The 14,396-nt window shown below is 65.5% G+C and carries 11 protein-coding genes; 7 read left to right on the forward strand and 4 right to left on the reverse strand.

The annotated features are described in order from the left end of the window. The first annotated feature begins 58 nt into the window (after window positions 1–58). The 4 genes from H8B03_RS09050 to H8B03_RS09065 all read left to right on the forward strand — a co-directional run bounded on the left by H8B03_RS09050 (window position 59) and on the right by H8B03_RS09065 (window position 4,634). On the forward strand, window positions 59–541 hold the full coding sequence (locus H8B03_RS09050; protein ID WP_226925812.1) for a Fur family transcriptional regulator: 483 nt from the start codon (window positions 59–61) through the stop codon (window positions 539–541). A gap of 166 nt (window positions 542–707) precedes the next feature. Continuing rightward, window positions 708–2,699, forward strand: coding sequence for a hypothetical protein (locus tag H8B03_RS09055; RefSeq protein ID WP_193141417.1), 1,992 nt, complete (start codon window positions 708–710; stop codon window positions 2,697–2,699). Beyond that, a complete protein-coding gene (locus H8B03_RS09060; RefSeq protein ID WP_193141418.1) occupies window positions 2,696–3,736 on the forward strand; it encodes a hypothetical protein in 1,041 nt (346 codons plus the stop codon). Before H8B03_RS09055 ends, H8B03_RS09060 begins: the two co-directional genes overlap by 4 nt. Beyond that, the gene (locus H8B03_RS09065; RefSeq protein ID WP_193141419.1) at window positions 3,729–4,634 is read left to right on the forward strand and encodes a hypothetical protein; all 906 of its coding nucleotides are present in this window, start codon (window positions 3,729–3,731) and stop codon (window positions 4,632–4,634) included. The genes H8B03_RS09060 and H8B03_RS09065 overlap by 8 nt, the downstream gene beginning before the upstream one ends. Before the next feature lie 41 nt (window positions 4,635–4,675). On the opposite strand, the gene H8B03_RS09070 is transcribed toward H8B03_RS09065, so the two are convergent. Beyond that, window positions 4,676–6,700: a DEAD/DEAH box helicase gene (locus H8B03_RS09070; protein ID WP_193141420.1), complete on the reverse strand. Its 2,025-nt coding sequence runs from the start codon at window positions 6,698–6,700 to the stop codon at window positions 4,676–4,678. Between the two features lie 245 nt (window positions 6,701–6,945). On the opposite strand from H8B03_RS09070, the gene H8B03_RS09075 reads away from it, so the two are divergent. Beyond that, window positions 6,946–8,361, forward strand: coding sequence for an alkaline phosphatase D family protein (locus H8B03_RS09075; RefSeq protein ID WP_193141554.1), 1,416 nt, complete (start codon window positions 6,946–6,948; stop codon window positions 8,359–8,361). Window positions 8,362–8,414: 53 nt separating this feature from the next. Here the strand turns inward: H8B03_RS09075 and H8B03_RS09080 are convergent, their stop codons facing one another. Continuing rightward, window positions 8,415–9,734, reverse strand: coding sequence for an aspartate aminotransferase family protein (locus H8B03_RS09080; RefSeq protein ID WP_193141421.1), 1,320 nt, complete (start codon window positions 9,732–9,734; stop codon window positions 8,415–8,417). Continuing rightward, window positions 9,731–10,489: a 3-keto-5-aminohexanoate cleavage protein gene (locus H8B03_RS09085; RefSeq protein ID WP_193141422.1), complete on the reverse strand. Its 759-nt coding sequence runs from the start codon at window positions 10,487–10,489 to the stop codon at window positions 9,731–9,733. Before H8B03_RS09085 ends, H8B03_RS09080 begins: the two co-directional genes overlap by 4 nt. Window positions 10,490–10,582: 93 nt before the next feature. On the opposite strand from H8B03_RS09085, the gene H8B03_RS09090 reads away from it, so the two are divergent. Continuing rightward, window positions 10,583–11,473, forward strand: coding sequence for a MurR/RpiR family transcriptional regulator (locus tag H8B03_RS09090; protein ID WP_193141423.1), 891 nt, complete (start codon window positions 10,583–10,585; stop codon window positions 11,471–11,473). A 6-nt stretch (window positions 11,474–11,479) separates the two neighbouring features. Here H8B03_RS09090 and H8B03_RS09095 read toward each other — a convergent pair whose 3' ends face one another. After that, window positions 11,480–12,937, reverse strand: coding sequence for a glycosyltransferase family 39 protein (locus H8B03_RS09095; protein WP_193141424.1), 1,458 nt, complete (start codon window positions 12,935–12,937; stop codon window positions 11,480–11,482). A 257-nt stretch (window positions 12,938–13,194) separates the two neighbouring features. Here H8B03_RS09095 and H8B03_RS09100 point away from each other — a divergent pair, with 257 nt between their 5' ends. Continuing rightward, window positions 13,195–14,142, forward strand: a complete 948-nt coding sequence (locus H8B03_RS09100) for a lysylphosphatidylglycerol synthase transmembrane domain-containing protein (protein WP_193141425.1) — start codon at window positions 13,195–13,197, stop codon at window positions 14,140–14,142. Window positions 14,143–14,396: the final 254 nt, after the last annotated feature.

Here is a 14,396-nt window from a genome sequence, read left to right on the forward strand (position 1 = left end):
ATAACAATTGTGCCTCACGTAGAACCTTCTCACCGCCAGCGCAACCCGGAGCCTGTCCTTGTCCGACCCAGCCCCCCCCTTGGAAGGGTTTGCCGCCCATGATCACCGGCGCTGCCGCACCGAAACCCTGGCCGTCGCCGAACGCCTGAGTACCGAACGCGGCCTGAAGCTGACACCGATCCGCCGACGGGTGCTGGAGATCCTGCTGGAAGGCCACCGCGCCCTTGGTGCCTATGACATCCTGCACCGGCTGGCGCAGGACGGGTTGGGCAGCCAGCCGCCGGTGGCCTATCGGGCGCTGAACTTCCTGCGGGATCTGGGCGTTGTGCATCGCATCGAGAAACTCAACGCCTTCGTGGTGTGCACCCATCCGCGCGATGCCCATGTGCCAGCATTCCTGATCTGCCGGAAATGCAGTTCGGTGGCCGAAGCCTCGGCGCCCTCACAAGGCGGCTTGCTGGGTGCTGCGGCGCAGGCCGGGTTTGCCATCGAAACCTCGGTCCTGGAGGCCGAAGGCCTGTGCCCGGACTGCCAGGGATAGGCCTGGGTAAAACTGCATCCCACAACCCCCTGGCCCACCCGCATCGGGTCAATCAATTCCCGTCGTCTGTTTGACAAAACCCACAGATGCTTTGTAAGCCCGTTGAACCCCGGTCATCCCAGCCAGCCCGACCGGACCCACCGATGACGTACGCGGGACTTCATGCATGAACCGATCTGCCCTTGCTGCCCTGTTTTCAAAGAAGTCGACGGGCAAGGCAGCCTCGGACGATGGCGGTGACGAGTCCCTTTCGGATGTCGAACTGATCGCGCGCGAGCTCGATGCGATCTACTATGCCGCGCAGTTGAAAGACGCCTTGCCGCCGGATCAGAACGCGCCCGAACACTATCTGACGACCGGCTGGCAGGACGGGCTGGATCCAAGTCCAAGTTTTTCCACCCGGTTCTATCTCGACGTCAACGAGGACGTGCGCGAGAACGGCATCAACCCGTTTCTGCACTACCTGCGCTACGGACGCGCCGAGGGCCGGCTGTCGCAGGACTCGGACGCCGCTCCGGATCTGCCGACGTCGGAATCGACCTCGGAAGCCGTCGACGACGCGCCGCAGGATCGCGCACCGGACGTGCACAAGCTTCAGCACATCGCGCCGCATTTCGACGAAACCTACTACCGCTCCAACAACCAGCACGTGGATTTCACCGAACTTTCCCCGGTACAGCATTACGCCACCGTGGGCTGGCGCGAGGGGCGCAATCCGACGGCCAAGTTCTCGATCAGCTACTACCTGATGACCAATCCGGACGTGGCCGAGCATGACATCGATCCGTTCTGGCACTATATCGTGGCCGGCCGCAAGGAAGGCCGCGCGGCGACCCATCCGGCGGGCTTCAAGCACGAGGTTCTGCGCCGGTTGCGGCCGCTAGACGAACAACGCGCGGCCTGGCGTGTGGCCCATACCGAAACCCCGCCCAAGCCCGGTGACGACGATGTCCTGAACGCGGCCCTGCGCAGCGCCCTGATCGACACCGGCACGCTGGTGCTGAGCATCGGGCACGATGATTTCCAGGCCAACGTGGGCGGCGTGCAGCTTTGCATCCAGCACGAACGCGATCTGTGCCGGGACCAGGGCGTCACCCATCTGAACCTGCGTCCCGCCATCCCGCTGCCGACCTTTGCCGATCCGGGCACCGACACGACATTCGTTGTAACGCTGGACGGCCAGTCCCTGGGCGCGTTCGACCCCGCGACCCTGATGGACATGCTCGCGGCCCGAACCGACGATGTGGCGGTGACCATGGTGATCCATTCGCTGATGGGTCATGCGCCCGAGACCATCATTGATCTCGCCCGGCAGGTGCATCCGGCGTCGGTCCTGGTGTGGGTGCATGACTATCTTACGCTGTGCCCGTCCTATGCGCTGCAACGCAACAACGTGGCCTTCTGCAATGCGCCCGACCTGGCCTCGACCGCCTGCACGATCTGCGTTTACGGCGCCGAGCGGCGGAACCATCTGGACCGCATGGGCCAGCTGTTCGCGGCGCTGACCCCGCATGTGCTGGCGCCGTCGCGCGCGGCGGCGGATGTCTGGACCCGGCACAACAGCTATGCCCCGGCGCCGGTCTCGATCCTGCCGCATCTGACCCTGACCCATGGCGCCGCGGCACAAGCCGAACCCGCCGACGACGGGCCCATTCGCATCGGCTTTGCCGGAAGCCCGGCCCCGCACAAGGGCTGGAGCGCCTTTCTGGAAATGGCCGAGCGCTTTGCCCTGCGCGACGATATGAGCTTTCACTACCTGGGCAGCGAGGATCCGGGCATCGGCGCGATCCGGTTCCACCCGGCGTCAGTCTCGACCGACGATCCCCGCGCCATGATCAATGCCATCCGCGACGCCCGCATTGATCTGGTCCTGAACTGGGCCAGTTGGCCAGAGACCTTCTGCCTCGCGGCCTATGAAGCCGTCACCGGCGGCGCGCGGCTGATCACCCGGACCGGGTCGGGCAATGTGGCCGATCTGATCGCGGCAGAGGATTGCGGCATCGTGCTGCCCTCGAAAGCCGCCCTGATCGGGTTTTTCGAAACCGACGCAGTGGTCGAGGAAGCGCAGAAGGCCCGCGCCGGACGCACCACCCGAAGCTTCGACATGCAGCTGTCGGACATGGGGCTGAGCCACGTCAAGATCGGGGAATTCGCATGACCATCGCGGCATTCACCAGCTTCTCGCTGAACTACTTCGGGCGTGCGAAGACCTGGGCCGACAGCGTGCGGCGCGTGCATCCGGACTGGAAACTGGTGGCGGTGCTGGTGGATGAAGCCCCCGAAGGCTTCGACATGGCCCCGATCGCGGCGGCTTTCGACGAGGTGCTGACCCCCGACCGTTTCATGGACGAGGATCATCGCCCGTGGCTGTTCGGCCATGACATCGTCGAGGCCTGCACGGCGGTCAAGGGCGCGGCCCTGCGCCATCTGCTGGATGACCCCGCGCACAAGAAGGTGCTGTATTTCGATCCCGACACGGCGGTGTTTTCGCCGCTGGATCCTCTGATCGACCGGCTGGACGATTGCAACATCATCCTGACACCGCACCAGGTGGAACCGGACGAAACCCCGCTCGGGATCTCGGACAACGAGATCACCTCGCTGCATTACGGCACCTACAACCTTGGTTTCATCGCCGTGGCCAACACCGCCGAAAGCCGCCGCTTTGCCGCCTGGTGGGAGGCCCGCCTGCACGACTGGTGCCATGATCGCCTGGATGTGGGCCTGTTCGTGGATCAGAAGTGGTGCAACCTGGTTCCCTGTTTCTTCGACGGCGTGGTGACCTGGCGCGATCCGGGCTACAACGTGGCGAGTTGGAACATCAGCCGCCGCGACATTCGCTTTGATGACGACGGCGCGCTGCTGTCCAACGACCGTCCGCTGACCTTCTTCCATTTCACCAAGCTGGGACCGGTCGGGGACATCATGACCCAACGCTACGCCGGCAGCGACTCGGACGTTTACGAGCTTTGGGCCTGGTACAAGATGGCCGTCGAGGCGAACGAGCCCGAGGGCCTGCCGGAGAAATGGTGGAAATACGCCCAGTTTTCCGACGGCGAGAAAATTCCCAAACCGGCGCGGGTTCTGTACCGCGACCGCCCCGACCTGCGCGACACCTTTCCCGATCCCTTCGACAGCGACGGGGACAGCTACAGTGCCTGGCTGCGGCAGAACACGGACCTGATGAATGCCTGAAATCACGCCGCTTGCGGACAAGCCCACCTATGCCGTCGTCTACCAGTTCGGAAAGGTGGCCAGCACCTCGATCGTGGCGGCGCTGAACCTGCTACCGGACGTCGAGGCCGTGCAATCCCATTTCATGGGCAAGCAGGCCCTGGGGCAGATTCTGGACAGCCTGTTTGCGCCCGGCATGTCGGACTATTTCTATTTTCATCAACGCGGCCAGCTTGTTGAGAACATTGATATTACACGAAAGTTCACCCAGCTGCGCACAGGGACGGACACCGGCCAGAACCTTCTGGTGTTGTCCATGTGCCGCGATCCGATGGATTGGTTCCGCTCGGCGCTGACGCAGGATGCACAGGCGCATCTTGAGACCATGAAGACCTATCTGGGCCAGACCAGCCGGACCGTGCCAGAGGATGGCGATGCGGTGATCCGGGCGGCCCTTCCGGCCATGCTCGACGAGATTTCCACGCTGTTCACCACCTCGGACACATTTTGGGACATCTCGGTGCAATCGCGGGCCTCGGCGGCCGAGATCAAGGAAGGTCTGACCCCGGCGTTGGTGCCCTTCACCTATCTGGTCCTGCGCCCGTTCAACTGGTACCGCACCCATTTCCAAAGCGCCCTTGGCGTCGGGATCGGAGAGTTGAGCGCGCAGGATGGTCTGTGGCTGCGCCAAGACGACAGCGAGACCATCGCCGTGCTGCGGTACGAGGATATGGCCGAGCAACTGCCGGGTCTGATCGCCGGGCTGGGGCTGGGCGACATCGACCTGGGCGTGTCGGAAAACCGCAGCACCGGCAAGCTGCACGCGGACACCATCCGCGACGTGCTGGACGCCTATGACGACAGCCGCCTGCGCGAGGTCTTCGCAAGGTCCTTCTACGCCCGGTTCTTCGGCTATTGATCGCCGGGCCGGAGGGGGTTTCATCCCCCCGGCCCTGAGGTTCAGGGCTTGCGGCGGCCGCGGTTGTCCATGCGCTTGCTGGTGTCCATGGCGCTGACCGGCTTGCCGGTGCTGGCGCGGGCCTTGTTTTTCTTGCTGGTCGGCTTGCCCGCAGGTGGCTTGGGGCCCTTCTTGGAATAGCTTTCCTTGTCCTTGCGGTAAGGGCTGTCCGATTTCGCCGCGCCGTCCTTCTTGAACGGCTTGTCCTTCTTGTAGGGGGACGCGGGTTTGTCGCCATCCTTCTTGAAGGGTTTGTCTTTCTTGTAAGGCTTGTCCGCCCGGTCAGGGTCGAATTTCGCCTTGGGACGGCCACCCGCAGGCTTGGACCCGGCATCGTCGCGCGGGCGGTCAAAGCGTTTCTCACCGTCCTTGCCGCCTTTCGCGTAATGGGGCTTGTCGGCCCCGCGATGCGGCTTGCGCGGGCGATCTTCATAGGGCGTGCGCGTCATCGGGGCCAGCGTCGGGGCGCTGTCCAGACGTTCCAGCTTGATCCCGTCTTCCAGCACACGCTCGGGTCCTATGGCGGCCAGGAAGGCCTCGGCATTGGGTTCGCGGATCTCGAACACGGTGTGATCGTCCTGGATGCGGATCGCGCCGATTTCGTTCTTGGTGATGTCGCCGGCCTTGCACAGCATCGGCAACAGGCGGCGCGGTTCGGCCCGCTGGGTGCGGCCCACCGAAAGTTGGAACCAGACCGAGGGCCCGAATTCGGCGCGCTTGGCGGGGCGTTCGTCGGTGGCCGCCGACAGTTCCTCGGGCGCGGTATGCTGTGCCCGGTACAGCGTCAGATAGGCGCGCGCCAGTTGTTCGGGCGTGAACTTCTCGGCGAGACGGGTGACGGTCTCGGGGTCGGCATCGCCGGTTTCGGTCCAGATCGGGTCGGCCAGCATCCGCTCTTCATCGCGGGCCAGCACGTCCTCGGCCGAGGGCGCATCGCCCCATTCCGCCGTCAGTTGCGCCATGCTGAGAATGCGGTTGGCCTTGCGGCGGTTCTTGTAGGTCACCACCATCGCGCTGACGCCCTTGCGCCCGGCGCGCCCGGTACGGCCCGAGCGGTGCAGCAGGGTTTCGAAGCTGTTGGGTAGTTCCGCGTGGATCACCAGATCGAGGTTCGGCAGGTCGATGCCGCGCGCCGCCACATCGGTGGCCACGCAAACCCGCGCCCGCCCGTCGCGCATCGCCTGCAAGGCGTGCGAGCGTTCGGCCTGCGACAGCTCTCCCGACAACGCCACCACCTGGAACCCGCGGTTCGACAGGCGGGTGGTCAGGCGGTTCACCATCTCGCGGGTGTTGCAGAACACGATGGCATTGGGGGCCTCGTAGAAACGCAGCGTGTTGATGACCGCGTTCTCGCCATCACGATCCGACACCGACATCGCGCGATAATCGATATCGGCGTGCTGGGTCGTTTCCGACTTGGTGACGATGCGCTCGGCGTTTTTCTGATAGCTTTTGGCCAGTTCCGCGATCGAACGCGGCACGGTGGCCGAGAACAGCAGGGTCTGACGCTCGTCCGGGGCTTCGCCAAGGATGAATTCCAGATCCTCGCGGAAGCCCAGGTCCAGCATCTCGTCGGCTTCGTCCAGCACGATGGCTCGGATGCCGCTCAGGTCGATGGAGCCGCGGGTGATGTGGTCGCGCAGACGGCCCGGCGTGGCGACGACGACATGCGCGCCCCGTTCCAGCGTGCGCCGTTCGGTGCGCATGTCCATGCCGCCCACACAAGACGCCATGACTGCCCCGGCCTTTTCGTACAGCCAGCCCAGCTCGCGCTTGACCTGCAACGCCAGTTCCCGCGTCGGCGCGATGATCAGCGCCAGCGGTGTGTCCGCCCGCCCGAAGCTCTCGTCCTCGCCCAGAAGGGTCGGCGCGATGGCCAGGCCGAATCCCAGGGTCTTGCCCGACCCGGTCTGGGCCGATACCAGAAGATCCACGCCCACCAGTTCGGGCCGCGAGACGGCCTCTTGCACCGGGGTGAGCGTTGTATAGCCGCGCTGCTGAAGCGCATCTGCGAGAGCTTGTTTCACGAAGTGGTCGTCTTTTCTGGCAAAGCCGGAGCGGCTGCTGTTGCAAACAGCCGCGCGGTCCGGGGACCCACGGCGGCGCGAGTCAAAAATGGGTGATCGATGGCACCTAACGGGTTCTGCGCCCGTTGTATAGGTTCAAACGTTGCGGCGCGCCGCGACGGGACTTGAACGCCGGGGGGCACGATGGCACTTGAAAAGCTGGACCCGACCCGTGGCACGCCTGAGAAAGGGCCAGATACGTGACAATGCACCCCTTCCCCGACCGCGCCGGTCCGTTCCTGTATTTTCGCGGGTGGGGCGACGGGCGGCTGGCGCTGGCCGCCCTGAGCCTTTTGCCGCCGGGCGAAACCCCGCCGCCGGTTCAGGCCGGCGGGCGCGAGATCGCGGCGGTCAAACTGCGGGAGCTGGGAGAGGTCACCGCCTGGCGGCACGACTTCGACCTTGGCCCGCAGGACGACGGCTATGGTCTGGGCGACAGTCACTATCCGGTGCAGACCGATCTGACCGGCGATCTGCGCATCGCCTTCGCCTCGTGCAATGGCGAGGAAAACGGCGACATGGATCGTGCGCCCGAAGAACGCAATGCCATGTGGGAACGGCTTGGCCGGAACCACGACCACGCGCCCTTCGCCCTGTTGTTGCAGGGGGGCGACCAGATCTATGCCGATGAAGCCACCCACGGCCACCCGCTGACCGAAGGCTGGCCCGGCGAAACCCCGCCCGATCTGGACGAGGCCCAGCAGGCTGAAATCACCGAGCACCTGCGCGCGGCCTTCGTGCAGCGCTATCTGGGGGCCATGGGCAGCCAGGCCTATGGCTGGCTGTCGGCGCGCGTGCCCAGCCTGTGCGTCTGGGACGATCACGATATCTGCGACGGCTGGGGCTCGCTGCCCCGCGACCACACGTCCTCGACCCTCGGGCAAACCCTGTTCCGGGTGGCTCGCGAGATGTACTTGCTGTTCCAGCATGCCGCCACCGAGGACGACGTGGCCACCCTGTTTCTGGACCCGCAGGGGCGCAGCCTGAGTTGGGCGCATGAACTGCCCGGCCTGACCCTGTTTGCTCCCGATCTGCGGTCCGAGCGGGGCCGGCGCCATGTGATGCGCGAGGCCGGTTGGCAGTCGGTCGAGGCTCTGGAACCGCAGGGCGATCATGTGATGATGGTGTCCTCGGTGCCGCTGCTGGGGCCGCGCCTGTCGTTGCTGGAAGGGGTCATGCTGATGATCCCGAAGATCCAGCAATACGAGGACGACCTGCGCGACCAATGGCAAAGCCGTGCCCATCGCACCGAATGGGTGCGGATGCTGAAACAGATGCTGCGCCTGCGCAAGAAGGCCCCGGTGACGGTGCTGTCGGGCGAGATTCACCTGGCCACCCGCGCCGAAATGGGGCGCGGCCCGACCCTGATCCATCAGCTCGTCGCCTCGGGTATCGCCCACCGGGCCCCGCCGCAGGCCTTTGCGCGGTCGCTGGGAACGCTGGCCGGGCTGGGCGCCTCGCCGATCCCTGACCAGAAGATCCGCATCCACCCGCTGCCGGGGCAAAAGCAACGCTATATGGCCGAGCGGAATTTCCTGGTGCTGGCGCGGACGGGGCGCGACTGGCAGGCGGTCTGGCACCTGGAAGACAGCGGCCCCACACCGGCCCTGCCTTTGACCTGAAACAGATCCGGGCCGGGGAAGATCCCTCCCCCGGCCCGGATGATTTTGCCAGATCAGCCCAGAGCTTCGGTCAGGGCGGCGGTCAGCTTGGTGACCAATTCGTCTATCTGATCGTCCTCGATGATGAACGGCGGGGCCAGCAGGATATGGTCGCCATACTTGCCGTCGCGGGTGCCCGACATCGGATAGCAGATCAACCCGTGCGCCAGGGCCGCTTTCTTCACCTTCGCCGCCGTCCCCAGCGCCGGGTCAAGCGGGGTCTTGCTGTTGCGATCGGCCACCAGTTCGATGCCCCGGAACAGCCCGCGCCCACGAATGTCGCCGACGTTGGGATGCTGGCCAAGGGCGGCTTCCAGTGCCGATTGCAGCTTCTCGCCCATCTGTGCCGCGCGCGCCGGCAGGTCGCGCGTGGTCAGTTCCGTCACCACCGCAAGGGCCGCCGCCGTGGCCACCGGGTGACCCACATAGGTGTGCCCGTGCTGGAAGAAGCCCGAGCCGTCGCGGATCGCCGCGTAGATGCGGGCGCTGCACATCATGGCACCGATGGGCTGATAGCCCGCGCCCAGGCCCTTGGCGATGCACAGGATGTCGGGGGCCACACCGTCATGATCGCAGGCAAACAGGTGGCCGGTCCGGCCCATGCCGCACATGACCTCGTCCAGGATCAGCAGCACGCCGTATTGGTCGCAGATTTCGCGGATGCGCTTGTAGTAGCCATCCACCGAGGGCACCGCCCCCAGCGTCGCGCCAACCACCGGTTCGGCCATGAAGGCCATGACCTTTTCCGGGCCGACGCGCAGGATCTCGGTCTCCAATTCGTTGGCGACCCGCTGACCATAGTCGAAGCTGCTCTCGCCCTCGGCCTTCTCGGCGTATTCATAGCAGGGCGCGATATGGGTCATGTCCACCAGCAGCGGCGCGAATTGCGCCCGACGCCATTCGTTGCCCCCGGCCGACAGCGCGCCCAGCGTGTTGCCGTGATAGCTTTGGCGGCGGGCGATGACGTGGCAGCGCTCGGGCTGACCGATCTCCATGTAGTACTGGCGGGCCAGCTTGATCGCGGCCTCGGTGGCTTCGGAGCCGCCCGAGACGAAATAGACCCGGTCCAGATCGCCCGGCGCATGTTCGATCAGCAGATCGGCCAGCGCCTCGGCGGGTTGCGAGGTCATGAACCCGGTGTGGGCAAAGGCGATCTTTTCCACCTGCGCCTGCACGGCGGCGATGACGGCGGGGTTGGAGTGGCCCAGGCAGGACACGGCCGCATCGCCGCAATCCAGATAGCGCTTGCCCTGATCATCGATCAGGTAGGGGCCATCGCCGCTGGCCGCGACGGGCAGGACAGATTTGGTGTGGCGGGGGAAAACATGGCTCATGTCCGGGCTCCTTCCAGACGGGTGACAAGGGCCGCGATCGAGGCGGCGTTATCTTTCCAGGCACTGCCGTTTTCATCGGTCAGGCTGTTTTCGAAACCGACCCGCGCCTGTCCGCCCAGGGCGGCAGCGGCGGCAAGGCAGGCGTGTTCCTGCGGCCCGAAGGCGCAGACCATCCACGGCGTCTCGGGCAGGCCCGGCGCAGTGAAAACGTCCAGATCGGCGGGTGTGGACACCTGGCCCGTCGTATATCGGCCCAGCACGAAGATGCGTTCGGCCTGTTCTGGGCGCACGATGCCCTCGGCCTGCCAACGCGCCAGCAGGCCTGCGTCCTCGGCGTCATACAGGATGTGCTGCACCCGCGTGCCCTGCGCTGCGCAGGTGCCGTACAGCGTATCGGCCAGATCCGGCGCCCGCGCCACTTCGCGCACCGAGATCGACGCCCAGCCCGGTTGCACCGCGCGCAGGCAGGCCAGTTGTTCGGGCACATCGAACTTGCCCGCGGATTCGGTGGTGATTTGCAGATCCATGTCCGGCACGGCGCGGGCAAGCTCGGCCAGCGCTTCGGTATACCGACCCGCGTCCAGCGAATGCTGACCGGCGTCATCGCGCACATGCAGATGCAGCCCCTGTGCGCCGGCGGCAAAACAGGCGGCAGCGGTGGCGGTGATCTCATCCAGTGTCACTGGCAGGGCGGCATGGTCGGCGTGACCACGGCGCGCGCCGTTGGGGGCGGCAAGGATATAGGTCTGGGGCATGGGTGGACGCCTTTCTGCGGTGTGCCCAACAGATCGCCCATCCCGCGTTCGTTTTCAATTTGCCATTTTCAGAACATATGTTCTTTATATGGCATGGATCCGCAATCCGACCTGACCCGCCGCCTGAAGGCACAGATCGACGATCTGCCGCCACGGTTGAAGCATGTGGCCAAGTACATCATCGACCACCCCAGTGATTTCGCGCTGGACCCGGTCCGTGTCACCGCCCGAAAAACCGGGGTCAGCGCCAATTCGCTTGTAAGGCTGGCCGAGAAGATGGGGTTTACCGGCTTCGATGCCTTCCGCACGCCCTTTCGGCAGGCGCTGGCCTCGGACCCCGGCACACAAAGCGGCAACTGGCTGGAGCGGTTGGAGCAAGACACCCAGACCAGCCAGGCGCAAGCCGCCATGGCCCGCAACGAGATCGACATCGTGACCCGGTCGCTGCGGCTGCTGTCGCAGGATCGGCTGAACCGCACGGTCACCGCCCTGACCCGCGCCCGCACGGCCTATGTCACCGCCACGCGCGGCAGCTATGCCCTGGCCTATTATCTGCACTATGTGGGCCGCATGGCGCTGCCGGGGCTGGAACTGATCCCCCGCCACATGGGCACGGCCACCGACGAATTGCTGGACATCGGCCCCGAGGATTGCCTGCTGGCGATCACCTTCTCGCCCTACTCCACCGAAACAATCCAGTCGATGCGGCTGGCGCGGGAGCGTGGCGCAACGCTGATCCTGCTGTCGGACAGCGAGGTCATCGCCCCAAGGATCGACCCCGACATCGTGCTGCATGTGGCCACCCGCAGCGCCCATGGCTTTGACTGCTATGCCGGGGCGATGGCAGTGCTGGATTGCCTTGTGGGGCATCTGTTCGAAACCGGCGGGGCTGCGGCGCAAGACCGGATGACCCGCTATCAGGCGCTGCGCGATACCACCGGCGCCTATTGGAAGCCGCCCCGCGCGCCCAAACTGCGCGGATAACACCTGTCAGGGGCGGCGCAGGATCACGATATTGCCGTCGCCAAGGGTGCCGCGCAGCAAGGTCAACTCTTGCAAGACGCCCTCCTGATCCACGGCGAATTCCGGGATGGCGCGGCGCACGCGCTGTGGAAACGGCACCACCAGCAGCACCGGGGAGGGATCTTCCATCATCGCCATGTATTCCGGCGAAGTGCGCACCTCGCCCCAGTCGGCCCCGAAAAAGCTGCGGTACAGAACGCCGCCCGGCCCCAGCGAATACACGCGCTCTCCCGGCTGGCGCTGGCTTTCGGCATAGGCCAGCGCGCCCGCAAGATCCTGCTTCGGAGCAAGGTAGTTGCGGCTGAGCAGCACCGCCGAGATCAGCACCATAGCCAGAACGCCGCCCCGCCACAGCAATGGGCCCAGACGGTCGCGGCCCAGGACCGCGGCAATCCAGTCGGCAATTTGCGCCACCCCGGCCACAATCAGGATCATCATCAGCCCGATATCGACGAAGAAGAACCGTGGCCAGATGCGCATGTTCACGGCCATCAGCAGTCCGATGGTGACCACGATGTGCAGCACCACGGCCGGCGCGAACAGCGGCGCGTGGGGATGCGCCCTCCAAGCCCCGGCAGCGCAAACCACCAGCACCGCCAGGGCCACCAGCGCGGTCAGCCCGCCACCACTGCCCAGGGCCGTGCGCACACCCTCCAGCACCGTCCACAGCGGGTTCTGGTATTCCTTCATCGGATCGACTGCCGAGGTGCCGCTGACCCCGCCCACGGTGTCGAGCATGCTGGGCACCATCGGCAGATACACCGCCGCCAGAACCACAAGCCCCAGCCCGGCCCCGATCAGCGGCTGCACCAGCGTTTCGCGCGTAAATTGCCCGCGCAGGGCCCGAACCGCCACCGTGGCCAGCCACAGCACGCCAAGCGCCAGAAAGAAGGTGGTGCCGGTCAGATGGGTAAAGCCCGCCGCCGCCAGCGCGCCACCGAACCATAGCCACGGCGCAAGGCGCGTGGCGTCCATCCCGCGCAGGAAGGCGATCAGCCCCAGCCCGCACCAGAAGGCCAGTTCCGCATAGCCACGCGCGTTCTGCGAAAACCAGACCTCGTGATAGGACATCGCCACCAGCAGCCCCGAGACATGCGCGATCCGCACCCCCAGAACATCGCGCGCCAGCACCCAGACCGCCGCCACCGTTGCGGTGCCGAACAGGATCGAGGGCAGGCGCAGCACCCAGGGCGCCTCTCCCCAGACCGCCATCGCCGCCTTGGCTTGCAGGCTGAACAGGTAGTGATGGTTCATCTCGAAGTCGTGCATCATCTGCGACCACGGCAGGCGCAGATGTGTGTGCAGTGTCGTCAACTCGTCAAACCACAGCGGCGCATTGGCCCCGATCAGGCGCAGCCCCAAGGCCAGCACAAGGATCCCCGCAAGGATCGCGTATTGAGATTTCGTCCCGCTCTGCCCAGACACTGTCGATCACCTACACACAATCGCCCGGGAAATCCGGCAGGTTCCGGGGCCGCTGTTTACCAGACCGTCATGCCCCGCGTGGCGCGCCACCGCTTTCATGGCATGACAGGCTGATCTATGGCATGGTTCGGCGACTCAATCGAGTGTCTCTTGCATCGCACTTAACTTTGCGTCATCGCGACGCGCCATTTCGTGCGGTTGCTGTTTTTCCGGGCCGTTGCGTGCCGCGTGTGTCTTGCCTTCAAGGGTCGTGTATTATGGCGATGTCGAAAACCACCAAATCCTGGCTTGTGCGGATTGCCGGCTCGGCCATTGCCCTGACCATCCTGTTCTGGCTGCTGCCCGACGACGCCATCTTCGATGCGCTGAAGGCCCTGCCCGCCGGGGTGTTCGTGCAGGTGCTGCTCCTGTTCCTGCTTGCCCATGTGGGCGCGGCCCTGAAATGGTGGTGCCTTCTGGGCCGGATCATCCCGGCGACCGTGGCCATTCGCGCGCATTTCTCGGGACTGGCGGCGAACCTGTGTCTGCCCGGTGCCATTGGCGGCGACGCGGTGCGCGCGGCCATCGCACAATCGTCGGCACGCGACGGCGCGCGGGTCGTGGCCGTGGCGGCGGCGGATCGGCTGATCGACATGGTATCGCTGCTGACCATTTCCGTCGTCGGGCTGATGCTGGCCGCTGAGGGCGGCGGCGATCCGGGCCTGCTGCTGGTGGCCGCCCTGTTTGTAAGCGCGGTATTCATCGGCCTGCTGCTGCTGCCCTGGCTGGTGGATCACCTGTGGCGGCTGGTGCCGCGCCTGCCGGGACAGGGGTTTGCGCGCAAGACCGTGGCGTCGCTGGGCGATCTGCTGCGCCAGCCCGGTCTTCTGGCACTGGTGCTCTCGGCCTCGCTGGCGGTGCAGACCGCGCTTGTTCTTCTGGCCTTTTGGCTGGCCACGGCGGCCGGTGCGGATGTGGGCGTGGGGCCTTGGCTGTTCGCCTGGCCACTGGCCAAGATCATCGCCGTGCTGCCGGTGGCCCTGAACGGGCTGGGCCTGCGCGAGGGCGTGCTGGCGGCGATCCTTGCCCCGTTCGGCGCCGATCCCGCGGGCATCGTGGCCGCCGGGCTGGTCTGGCAGGCCATCATGTTTGCCGCCGGTGGCTTGGGCGCGCTGCTGCTGTTCCTGGCCCGATCGCAAAAAAAATCGACGGCGTCCGGGGCTTGAGCCGCGGCGGCTTCGACGCCATGCGGGACGGTCTTGGCAAGCAGGATAGTGTGGCCTGACAATGCCGGGGTCACAGTGACGGCACGCCCACCAACTTCATTTTATATATATCTATTTATCAACTGGTTACAGGCTGTTTCTCAGATGATCTGGCGCATTTTTTGCGGCCTGATTCTTGCACCTGATCCAGGGAAACCTTCCGGCTGCCAGGCCCAAATTCGTCGCTGTTTCCAAAGGCCTCGCAGGCATCGGAT

Source organism: Meridianimarinicoccus sp. MJW13 (genome assembly GCF_014901205.1).
In the GTDB taxonomy this organism is placed as follows: Bacteria; Pseudomonadota; Alphaproteobacteria; order Rhodobacterales; family Rhodobacteraceae; genus Meridianimarinicoccus.

Excerpts from the sequence above, each read along its gene's own strand:
- H8B03_RS09090 (WP_193141423.1), top strand. The coding sequence starts at position 10,583 with ATGGATCCGCAATCCGACCTGACCCGCCGCCTGAAGGCACAGATCGAC.
- H8B03_RS09055 (WP_193141417.1), top strand. The coding sequence starts at position 708 with ATGAACCGATCTGCCCTTGCTGCCCTGTTTTCAAAGAAGTCGACGGGC.
- H8B03_RS09100 (WP_193141425.1), top strand. The coding sequence starts at position 13,195 with ATGGCGATGTCGAAAACCACCAAATCCTGGCTTGTGCGGATTGCCGGC.
- H8B03_RS09080 (WP_193141421.1), bottom strand. The coding sequence starts at position 9,734 with ATGAGCCATGTTTTCCCCCGCCACACCAAATCTGTCCTGCCCGTCGCG.
- H8B03_RS09085 (WP_193141422.1), bottom strand. The coding sequence starts at position 10,489 with ATGCCCCAGACCTATATCCTTGCCGCCCCCAACGGCGCGCGCCGTGGT.
- H8B03_RS09065 (WP_193141419.1), top strand. The coding sequence starts at position 3,729 with ATGCCTGAAATCACGCCGCTTGCGGACAAGCCCACCTATGCCGTCGTC.
- H8B03_RS09060 (WP_193141418.1), top strand. The coding sequence starts at position 2,696 with ATGACCATCGCGGCATTCACCAGCTTCTCGCTGAACTACTTCGGGCGT.
- H8B03_RS09075 (WP_193141554.1), top strand. The coding sequence starts at position 6,946 with ATGCACCCCTTCCCCGACCGCGCCGGTCCGTTCCTGTATTTTCGCGGG.